The sequence below is a fragment of the Methanobrevibacter sp. genome (genome assembly GCF_017410345.1).
Classification (GTDB): domain Archaea; phylum Methanobacteriota; class Methanobacteria; order Methanobacteriales; family Methanobacteriaceae; genus Methanobrevibacter.
Genome location: NZ_JAFQQZ010000050.1, coordinates 1 through 8,102, shown reverse-complemented (window position 1 = coordinate 8,102; position 8,102 = coordinate 1). Strand labels below are relative to the sequence as shown.

The window sequence follows — 8,102 nt, the reverse complement described above, 5'->3', positions numbered from 1 at the left end:
TGGATTTAATCCATCTCTTTTTCTACAAATTCAGCAACTTTTTCTTTAAACTCTTCAAGAGAGCATTCATTTTCAATCAAATAATCGGTTGTGGATACGACATCTCCAATACCGAATCCCAATTCTCTGTTTTCCCTTACCATGAATTCTTCAAAATCGGTTGTGTCGTCTTCTCTTCCTCGAAGTGAGATTCTTTTGAATCTGGTTTGAGGACTTGCATAAATTGAAACGGAAATAAAGTTTTCAAAGTTTTCCTTAAAGAGTTCAATTTCATATGGGCTTCTTATTCCATCCACTAAAATTGTTTTTATATTTCCTTCCTTTTCTAAAAGCTCTTTTATTTTTTGAACGGTAAGTTCGGCTACAATGTACTGTCCGAACTCTTCCCTTAATGTTCTGGCAGTTGTACCTGTGTCTTCTCCCCTTTCAGCTGCCTTTTCTCTGATTATATCGCCCATACTCACTACAAGTGCGCCTTTTTCCTTTGCGGTGTCGAAAAAAATGCTTTTTCCAGATCCTTGTAAACCGGTTACTCCTATCACTTTCATTATAATCCCATTAAATTATTTTTTATTCTTTTGATTTTTACGAAAATCCTAGTTATTGGAAAATATATTTATATTTTTAATTGTTATTAAATTTATCTTAAATAAAAACAAATTATTTTAATTTGATGGCTGCCAATGAATCCTTAAGATTCTGTTCATTGGAGAAAGCATTGACAATATTTTCTAAAAATTCCTTGTCATTTGCCTTTCCTGATTCCTTGAATTCCTTTGCTATTTTTGTCATCAATGGAACGGCCCTTACAACATTGTCCACAATGGATATGGTGGACATCTTAGCTGTTCTTGAAAGTGGATTCAAGTCAATGCAAATGATCTTCTTGCCGTTTTGAACCAACACTTCCGCTCTATCTCCATCTTCAAGAGGCACTAGCATGACATCTGCTATGTAGCTTCCCTCCTTGCTTGCTGTTGCTCTTGGACTGTTGAGGTTGTCGATATAAGCCAATTCCTCATCATTTGTGCCGAGAATGTCTTTCCAGCCCCTTTCCTTAAACATTCTTGTGATTATTTCCACCCGTTCTGGGGTTCTGTAGAATAGATTGATTTCAATTTTGGAATCGGTTGCCTTAGCAAGCTCTATGATTTCATCGATTGCAAGTGCTGTTGTATTGCCGTTTACAGAAAGAACAGGATTTTTAGCAAGCAATATGGTTGCAACAGCAGCTTCACATGCCTTTTTGGCAGATTCTGTAGTCTTTTCTCCAATCAGGTAATCAAAGGTTTCTCCTCTGCCATGGGCAATCATACCTGAATCGGCTAGATATCCTTCCTTAAAGGCATTCTTCACTTTATCTCTAAGCAATAATGATTCGTAACGTGGATGAGTTTTTGGTATCATAGTTACTATTATAGTTAAATTGATTAATAAAATTATAGTCTATTAAGATTATAATTCGAACTCTCAAATGTCATCATTAATTAAATTATTGCATTTATTTATATGATAACTTATAAACTATTATTAATTATTATAAAATGATTATTAAAAATCTATTTCAAGGAGACAAATTATGGATGAAAGAGTTGAAAATCCAGAATTAAAGGAAATCATGAAAACCGCACCTGAAGATATGAGCGAAGAGCAATTGGAAGCGTTTGTAGATGCTTTTATGGATGCAACATTTATCATTCCAGCTGAATTGAATTCAGATGCCGAAGCCCTCATCGACAAAACCGATGAGGAAATAGCTTTGGATGAGGAAATAGACCTTGAAGTCATGAGACTTGAAGATGAGGATGGAAACGTATTGTTCCCAATTTACACAGATGATGATGAGATTGAAAAATTGGCTGATGAAGAGGATTTCGATGTTTATGGTTTGGTCATTTCAGCGGAAGACCTTGCAATTCTGTTGTCTGAAACAGAAGAGGATGAGTTTGATGGGCTTGTCATAAATCCTTTCCATGAAAATGCCATAGAACTTCCTTTGGAAGCCATCTTCGAACTTTTTGATTTTGAGGAATGTGATGATCCTGATTGTGATGACCCAAGTCATAATCACTAATAAAAATAAATATAAAATAAATAAGATATGATGTTTAACAGATTCAGAAGAAAAAACAGCAATCTAATGGTTAAGAAACCGTCTGAGGAAGTATTGAAGGCTCATAATGATGCTGAAATCATCATAAAGGAGAACAATATAGACAGATTCCTTTTGAGCATGTTTATGGATGAAAAGGGAATCAACAAGTTCAATACCACTCCAGAGCTTGTAAATGAGTTCCTAACATCAGACTGGTTTTTAAACATTGACTTGAAATGCCTTCTTCAAATCGACAACGAATCAAAAAGGATTCGCACAAATGCTTATTTAACTGAAAAAGAGCTGATCTTTAAGGAAAAGGCAGATATCATCATCAATTTAACCAATATAATAGATTGCAGATTGGATGAAAAGAAGGTTGATATAATCTGTGATGATGTCTCTTATAAGGTCATGTTTGTCAATAAGAACTTGGCTAAGCTCTTTTTTGATTATTTAAGTAAAAATAGTAAGGAATAGATAAGATATTCCTATTATTCTATTTTTTCTTCTTTTTTTCTATTTTATTTAATTTTATTTTATTTTCTATCTATTCTTTTATTCATTATGGAAATATTCATAAACATTGGTGGCTACTTTTTCATTCATTCCATTAACTTCTTTTATCTCATCAACACTTGCCTTTTTAATGCTTTCCAAATCTCCAAAATGTCTTAAAAGTTCTATTTTTCTCTTTTTTCCTACACCAACGATATTGTCCAATGGGGATTCCTCAATCTTCTTGGATCTTAATTTTCTATGATAAGTGACAGCAAACCTGTGTGATTCATCCCTAACTTGCTGAAGGAGATGAAGGGCTTCATTATCCTGCGGAATTCTAATTGGGAAACTGCTGTTTGGAATGTAAATTTCCTCAAATTCCTTTGCAAGACCTATTATAGGTATATGGGTGAGATTATATTCCTTCAATACATCAACAGCCATGCCCAATTGGCCTTTTCCCCCATCGATAACGATAAGATTTGGTTCCTCTCCCAATTTTAATGGAACGATTCTTTCAGTTTCCGCCTCGTTGTTTTTAACGTGCTCTTCATTGATTCTGACTTTCTCATAATAAACTTTAAGAGGTTTCAGTCTTCTCTCTAAAAGCTCCTTCATCATGGCGAAATCGTTAGGTCCTGGAGTGTTCATCTTGAACTTCTTATACTGTTTCTTATTAGGTTTTCCATCCAGAAATGAAACTTTTGAGCCAACTGCAAGCTGTCCTGAAATGTTTGAGATGTCGTAGCCTTCGATGACCCTTGGAAGCTTTTCAAGCTTAAGGTATTTCTTAAGCTCGATCATTGAGTTTTCCATCTTCTGCTTCTGGTTCTTTATTATGTCTGCATTTTTGCTTGCCATTCTTACAAGACGGAGCTTATTTCCCTTTTGAGGAACTTTAATAGAAACTTTGTTTCCTCTCAAGTCGCTTAACCATTCCTCAATAAGCTTGTCATCAGGTATCTCTTCCTCTATTAGTATTTCCTTTGGAATATGCCTGTTTATTCCATAGAATTGCTTGATGAATGCGGAAATTACCTCGTCTGATGTTGTATGCTGGGAACCGTCCATCAGGAAATCGTCCTTTCCAATGATCTTGCCGTTTCTGATGTTCATGACCACTACAACTGCATTCTGGGTAGTATAGGATATGGCAATGATGTCTTGGTCAAGCTCATTGTTAAGCTCCACAAACTGCTTGTTCATGACTTCCTCAATGGAACTGATCTGGTCCCTTATGACAGCAGCCTTTTCAAATTCCTGGTTTGAGGCAGCCTCCTTCATCTCTGATTCCAAGTCCTTTATGATTTTTGTATACTTTCCTTGGAAGAAGAGGTCTATCTTTTTGATATGCTCCTGATATTCCTCTTTGGAAATACTTCCATCACAAGGAGCGTAGCAAAGGTCAATCTGACTGTTCAGGCATGGGCCGTCCATTCTCTTGCATGTTCTTATCCTAAAGAGCTGCTTCAGGAACTTGACGGTTTGGCGAACAGCTGTAACGTCTGTAAATGGACCATAGTATGAGCCCTTTTTTCCAATATCCCTTGTAATGACTATCTTTGGAAAATCCTCATCTGTTATCTTGACATAGGGATACCTTTTGTCATCCTTTAGGCTGATGTTGTATCTTGGCCTGTGCTTCTTGATGAGGTTGGCCTCTAAAATAAGCGCCTCCTTTTCAGTATTTGTTACAATATACTCGAGGCTGTTGAAATGGCTCATCAAGACTTGGGTCTTTGGCCTATCAAGGTTCTTTTGAAAATAGGACTTCACTCTGTTCCTGAGAGATTTTGACTTTCCCACATAGATGATTTCCTCATTCCTGTCCTTCATGATGTATATTCCAGGCTTTCTTGGAAGTTCATCCGGTGAGTTTACTTTAGTTGACATTTTGATACCTTGATAAGATTTTAATTTTTTTATTTTTATAATACTATTTTGATAATTCTTAACTTATATTAATTTTTATTTTTTATAAAGCTTGCTAAAAAATTATAAAAAATTTTTAATAATTTGAAAAATATAGATATTATTGAAAATTATTTTTTTTAATTTAAAAGGGGGATTGTAATGGCAAACTCAACATTCAGTAAAATAGTTAAATCATTATGGGTATTGGTTGCCTTCATTCCATTTTTAAATGGATTGGGCTTTGCTTACATAGGAGCAAAGGAATTCAAAAGAGAATGGATCATAGAAGGCCTGATTTATGAAATTCCTTGGTTCTTTACTTTCGTTTTTATAAATAACGAGGGCATAGCAGACATTTGGATTGGATTGGGATTATTGTTAATGTTAATTTGCATTGTCAGAACATTCATTGTATATTTCCAGCATAAGGACATACTGATAGATGATGATGAGGAATCCCAAATCGATATTGACAAGTCATTCAGTTCATTTTGGGTAATCTTTTCATTTATAATCTTTTTAAATGGTATTGGGTTGATAATCGTTGGATTGAAAAGAAACATGAAAAGATGGGTTTTTGAAGGTATAATCTTTGAGTTCCTATGGCTTTTATGTTTCATAACTGCCAGTTCAAGTGATATGGTTTTCAATTTCTTTTTGGCTGTAGCACTTGCAGGAATGGTCCTATCCATCGTAAAAACCTTCATGATCTATTTTGAAGAGGAAAAGATGGATACGGCAAATTATGCTTCCAAACCTATAGTTGAAACTCCGGCGGATACCAAGCCTAAAGCTGTAAATAATACAGGAAATGAGTATGCAAATTCAGAAATCATTCCTCAATTCAGGGCTTATAATACCAAAATAACTGGCTTAAAGGATACTTTCAATCAAAAGGAGGAAAATATCACCAATCTGATCAATCAAAGATTCAATGATGGGGAATTAAGCTATGACAGATTCATGACAGTCATAAACAGCTGTCATAAGATATTCTATCATCATGCAGATTCAGCATTAAGCATCATTGGATTGGCTTCAGAGTATAGTGAAAGATTGGATGAAGCAGTCAAGGAAAAAATAGGCATTTTGGAATCAATCAATGATGAAATGAATAATCTGATTGAAGAGCTCATCATCCATGATGGAGATGAGGGATCTGAAGAGGAATTGGATGAATTGTTTGGCAATATGGATGATTTGATCAATTCAGTAAAGGATTATAAATAATTATCCTTTACTCTTTTTTTTTAAAAAAAACAGTATTTTTATTTTTCATTATTTAAATTTTCATTTAAGCTTTTTATTTCTTCCCTTAATTCAGCATTCAATTCTTTAGACTCTTTCAGTTCTTCTTTTATTTCATTCAACTCTTTTTTAAGGGATTCAACATCTCTATCAATCTTATAGACTTTACTATGGACTTCACTAAGGTTTTTCCTGTTGAAGCTTAGATTTTCTTTTAAATGTGCGATGTTGTCGTCGTTTTCTGTGATGTTGAAGTCTTCATTCAATAATACTCTTCTTGCAAAATAAGAGGCAATTGCACCTGTGACTGTACTGAATATCAATACGCCGACAATGAGAATAAAGAGGCCAATCATCCTTCCAGCACCGGATTGCGGCAATATGTCACCATAACCTACAGTTGTAATTGTTGACAATACAAACCATAAGCTGTCAAACAAGCTGTTTATGCTTGGGTCGAATAGGTATAATCCCAGGGTAGATCCAAGCACAACAAGAAGGGTTACGCCAAATATTTCATCTAAATGGGTCTTTTTCAAGTAAACATCCATGGTTTCAAAGAATTGTGAGAATAGGGCAATGACCTTGATGAATTTCAAGACTCTTATCAATCTTAGGAAACGGGCATAGTTCAATACAAAAGGAAGCATGATCAAATCAAATGGAATTGCAGCTATGAGTTCTGTCCAATTCTTTAGGAAAAATCGTCTTTTGTCCTCTGCAATCCACATCCTTGTAAAGAATTCTATAAGCAGAATAATACATAAAGCGGTGTCAAAGACAATTATTCCATAGTACATGTTATCCGGAACTTCCGAAATCAATGTGAGTGTAATTAGGATCAAATCAATTACAATCATTATTGATAAAAAGAAATTGAATCGGTTACTTTCATTAATTTTCATATTTTGCCTCTGACAGTTTAGTTTTAAGATTAAGATTTTTTATTTTTCCTAATTAAAATTATCATTTTATTTGTTATAAATCTATTTGAAATTTAAAAAAATTTCATTTGGAATATATTTTTTCATGAATTCTTAAAAAAAGTATACATTTTTGAAAAATAAATACAAAACCTTATATACTAAAAATATTAAAGTAACTTTAGGATATGAAAATGTCCTGACAAATACATTAGAAACTAAGAATTTAATTAAATATTTAATTAAAATTTGAATGAAAATTGTAGGTGGGGGTTATGACACGTACTATTTTTCAAAAGATTACAAGCTCCTTATGGGTCTTGATTTCCTTTATTCCATTGTTTAATGGTTTGGGATTTGTATATATTGGAAACAAATATGGAAATGCCAACTGGTTTGCCGAAGGTATTCTGTATGAAATTCCTTGGCTGCTTGGCTTGATGTCCATGTCAAACTTTGGGGTTGCAACTGTATTTTTCATAATTGCATCCTTGGCGTCATATGTTTCCATCATAAGAAGCATTATGGTTGATTTCAAACTTCAAAAGCAGCTCAACCACTCAAATGTGATTGACAAGAGCTTTGAAGAAAAGATAAATGATGTAGTAGATTCCTTATGGGTTATGATTTCCTTCATTCCAATATTGAATGGTGTTGGATTGATTTATAAGGGAAAGACCACTCCAAACAAATCCTGGTTTACAGAAGGGCTCGTTTATGAACTTCCATGGATATTGGGATTTATAACTTGGGGCATCCAGCCGGTAAGATCAATCGCATTTGAAGTGGCATTGATTTTCTATTTCGCATCCATAATCAGATCAGTCATGGTGGCCAGCGAACCTAAGCCGATATATGGAAATAGGGTTGAAATACCTGAGGAAGCTGAATTTAAAGTTAAATCCAAAGAAACAAAAGAAGAAAACAAATCAGAAAAGGAATCTGTTGGTGTTAAAATTGAAGAGGGAACCATTCCCGCTTTCCAATTTTACAGAAAACAGTTTAAGGAATTGGAAGACTTATATCCTCAAAAGGAGAAAAATGCATTGGAATTGATTGAAAAGAGATTTGCACCTCCTCAACTGACTTATACAAGGTTTAAGGGAGTTGTGGATGACTCTCATGAAACATTCTACAGTCAATTGAATGCAGGATATAAGATTCTTGACTTAAGTACTGAATACAGTACTAAAGTGGAAGATGAACTTAAGAATAAGGTAATTGTTTTAAATTCAATCATTAAGGGTTTGGATAAGCTGTCTGCAGAGCTGGTTCTAAACATCTCTCAAATCGATACAGAATCAGATGATGACATCAAGTACCTGTTTGATGAATTCAAGAGGGCGACCAGGTCCGTTAGTGCCTATGAATAAATAAAACATTATTTTATTTTTTCTTATATTTTCTTTTTTTATTATTTT

Annotated in this window: 8 protein-coding genes; 4 read left to right on the top strand and 4 right to left on the bottom strand. The window is 34.1% G+C overall.

Annotated elements, in window-relative coordinates; genetic code table 11:
- Window positions 1–5 precede the first annotated feature (5 nt).
- Both IJE13_RS07335 and IJE13_RS07330 read right to left on the bottom strand, forming a co-directional pair.
- Window positions 6–548: an AAA family ATPase gene (locus IJE13_RS07335; RefSeq protein WP_292778813.1), complete on the bottom strand. Its 543-nt coding sequence runs from the start codon at window positions 546–548 to the stop codon at window positions 6–8.
- A 112-nt stretch (window positions 549–660) separates the two neighbouring features.
- Window positions 661–1,407 carry a 4-phosphopantoate--beta-alanine ligase gene (locus tag IJE13_RS07330; protein WP_292778811.1) on the bottom strand — a complete coding sequence of 249 codons (747 nt, stop codon included), beginning with the start codon at window positions 1,405–1,407 and terminating at the stop codon, window positions 661–663.
- Between the two features lie 172 nt (window positions 1,408–1,579).
- Between IJE13_RS07330 and IJE13_RS07325 the strand changes: the two genes are divergently transcribed.
- On the top strand, window positions 1,580–2,074 hold the full coding sequence (locus IJE13_RS07325; RefSeq protein ID WP_292778809.1) for an SseB family protein: 495 nt from the start codon (window positions 1,580–1,582) through the stop codon (window positions 2,072–2,074).
- 30 nt (window positions 2,075–2,104) lie between these two features.
- The gene (locus IJE13_RS07320) at window positions 2,105–2,575 is read left to right on the top strand and encodes a hypothetical protein (RefSeq protein ID WP_292778807.1); all 471 of its coding nucleotides are present in this window, start codon (window positions 2,105–2,107) and stop codon (window positions 2,573–2,575) included.
- A 78-nt stretch (window positions 2,576–2,653) separates the two neighbouring features.
- Here IJE13_RS07320 and uvrC read toward each other — a convergent pair whose 3' ends face one another.
- Window positions 2,654–4,489 carry an excinuclease ABC subunit UvrC gene (uvrC, locus tag IJE13_RS07315; protein WP_292778805.1) on the bottom strand — a complete coding sequence of 612 codons (1,836 nt, stop codon included), beginning with the start codon at window positions 4,487–4,489 and terminating at the stop codon, window positions 2,654–2,656.
- Window positions 4,490–4,669: 180 nt separating this feature from the next.
- Between uvrC and IJE13_RS07310 the strand changes: the two genes are divergently transcribed.
- The gene (locus IJE13_RS07310) at window positions 4,670–5,740 is read left to right on the top strand and encodes a hypothetical protein (RefSeq protein ID WP_292778803.1); all 1,071 of its coding nucleotides are present in this window, start codon (window positions 4,670–4,672) and stop codon (window positions 5,738–5,740) included.
- 38 nt (window positions 5,741–5,778) lie between these two features.
- Here IJE13_RS07310 and IJE13_RS07305 read toward each other — a convergent pair whose 3' ends face one another.
- Window positions 5,779–6,663 (bottom strand): ion transporter, encoded by an 885-nt coding sequence (locus IJE13_RS07305; protein ID WP_292778801.1) that lies wholly within the window; start codon window positions 6,661–6,663, stop codon window positions 5,779–5,781.
- A gap of 293 nt (window positions 6,664–6,956) precedes the next feature.
- Here IJE13_RS07305 and IJE13_RS07300 point away from each other — a divergent pair, with 293 nt between their 5' ends.
- Entirely contained in the window at window positions 6,957–8,054 is a 1,098-nt protein-coding gene (locus tag IJE13_RS07300; RefSeq protein ID WP_292778799.1) for a hypothetical protein, read from the top strand.
- Window positions 8,055–8,102 lie beyond the last annotated feature (48 nt).